Here is a 2,110-nt window from a genome sequence, read left to right as displayed (position 1 = left end):
GGCGGGTTTTTTTGGGGGGGGCGGGCAGGACAGGGCGGTTCTGCTAGCAGAAGGACTCCACACTCGCCGCCAGCACAGCCGCCCAAAAAAGGAGCGCAGCGACTGCTCCCGTGTCTTAGCCTGTCACCGCACCCTTATTCGCCGGCAACGCAAGGGCCGCATACTTGGCGAGTACCCCACGCGTATAGCGCGGCGCGGGCTTCTTCCACTCCCCCCGACGACGCTCAATTTCAACATCATCAACGTTGAGTTGAAGCAGCAGCTTATGCGCGTCGATGGTGATCGAATCGCCTTCCTTGATAAACGCAATCGTGCCGCCCACGAAAGCCTCCGGCGCGACGTGGCCGACCACCATGCCCCACGTGCCGCCCGAGAAACGGCCATCGGTGATCAAGCCAACCGATTCGCCCAATCCCTGTCCAATGATCGCGGATGTAGGCGCCAGCATTTCCGGCATGCCAGGACCGCCCTGGGGCCCCAGATAACGCAACACGACGATATCGCCCGCCTTGATTTGACCCGCAACAATCGCGGTCATCGCGCTTTGCTCGTCCTCAAACACACGCGCCGGACCCGTGATAACCGGATTCTTCAGGCCAGTGATCTTCGCGACCGCGCCGTCCGGCGCCAGATTGCCCTTCAGGATCGCAAGATGGCCTTCGTCGTAGAGGGCTTTGTCGATCGGGAAAATCACGTTCTGGTCGGCGCGCGGCTTCGACGGCACGTCCTTCAATTCCTCGGCCATCGTCTTGCCGGTAATCGTCATGCAATCGCCATGCAGCTTGCCTGCGTCAAGCAAGATCTTCAGCACTTGCGGAATGCCGCCCGCCTTGTGCAAATCGGTCGCCACGTACTGACCCGATGGTTTCAGATTGCAGATCACCGGCACTTTCTTGCGCATGCGCTCGAAGTCGTCAATGCTCCACTCCACTTCGGCCGCGTGCGCGATTGCGAGGTAATGGAGCACGGCATTGGTCGAGCCGCCCGTCGCCATGATCAGCGCAACGGCGTTTTCGATCGATTTCTTCGTAATAATGTCGCGCGGTTTCAGATCCGCCTTGACGGCTTCCACCAGCACCCGCGCTGATTCCGCTGCGGAGTCGGTCTTTTCCTGGTCGGGATTGGCCATCGTCGATGAATACATCAGCGACATGCCAAGCGCTTCGAACGACGAACTCATCGTGTTGGCGGTGTACATCCCGCCACAAGACCCGCTCGACGGACACGCGTTCTTCTCGATGCCATCGAAATCTTCCTTCGACATCCGTCCGGCGGAGAACTCGCCCACGGCTTCGAACGACGACACAATGGTCAGGTCTACGCCCTTCCAGTTGCCCGGACGAATCGTGCCGCCATACACATAGATGCCCGGCACGTTCATGCGCGCGAGGCCGATCATGCCGCCCGGCATGTTCTTGTCGCAGCCGCCGATCACGACCACGCCGTCCATCCATTGCCCTTGCACCGCCGTTTCGATGCAATCCGCGATCACCTCGCGCGAGACGAGCGAGTACTTCATGCCTTCGGTGCCCATCGACATGCCGTCGGAAATGGTCGGCGTGCCGAACGTCTGCGGATTCGCGTCCGACTTGCGGATCGATTCGACAGCGGCATCGGCGAGCTTTTGCAGGCCCGAATTGCACGGGGTAATGGTCGAATGACCATTCGCGATGCCGATCATGGGCTTGTCGAAATCCTCTTCCTTGTAGCCGAGGGCGTAATACATCGAGCGATTGGGTGAGCGCGCGATGCCTTGCGTGATGTTCTTCGAGCGGCGATTGAAGGCCATGTGGGGGCTCCTTGGGAATATTTTTGTCTGGTCGCGAAAGGATGAAGCGTGCGCGTGCGCGTGTCCAATATATTATTCAGGCTCTATTAGGTCGCGGAACATATCAGTGGAAGCACGGAACATCGAACTTAGATTATTGCGTTACTTCACGGCGGTTGCCGAGGAAATGCATTTCGGGCGGGCGGCGGCGCGGCTCGCGATGACCCAGCCGCCCTTGTCGCAGGCCATCCGGGCGCTGGAGGAGATGCTCGGCGTGGCGCTGTTCGTGCGGACCAAGCGCTCCGTCGAGTTGACGCCGGTCGGCTAGGATCTGTTACCGGA

1 protein-coding gene and 1 pseudogene are annotated in these 2,110 nt (G+C 60.1%); one reads left to right on the top strand and one right to left on the bottom strand.

The window, feature by feature from the left end; genetic code table 11:
* Positions 1-115: 115 nt before the first annotated feature.
* Positions 116-1,789 carry a dihydroxy-acid dehydratase gene (ilvD, locus tag WCA53_RS31100; RefSeq protein WP_423920591.1) on the bottom strand — a complete coding sequence of 558 codons (1,674 nt, stop codon included), beginning with the start codon at positions 1,787-1,789 and terminating at the stop codon, positions 116-118.
* Between the two features lie 121 nt (positions 1,790-1,910).
* On the opposite strand from ilvD, the pseudogene WCA53_RS31095 reads away from it, so the two are divergent.
* Positions 1,911-2,093: pseudogene (locus WCA53_RS31095) on the top strand (LysR family transcriptional regulator); the annotation flags it as partial.
* Positions 2,094-2,110 lie beyond the last annotated feature (17 nt).

This window comes from Caballeronia sp., assembly GCF_049581465.1.
Lineage (GTDB): Bacteria > Pseudomonadota > Gammaproteobacteria > Burkholderiales > Burkholderiaceae > Caballeronia.
This window is presented reverse-complemented; position numbering and strand designations above follow the sequence as displayed.

Coding starts and splice junctions, on each gene's coding strand:
- ilvD (WP_423920591.1), bottom strand. CDS start 1,789: ATGGCCTTCAATCGCCGCTCGAAGAACATCACGCAAGGCATCGCGCGC.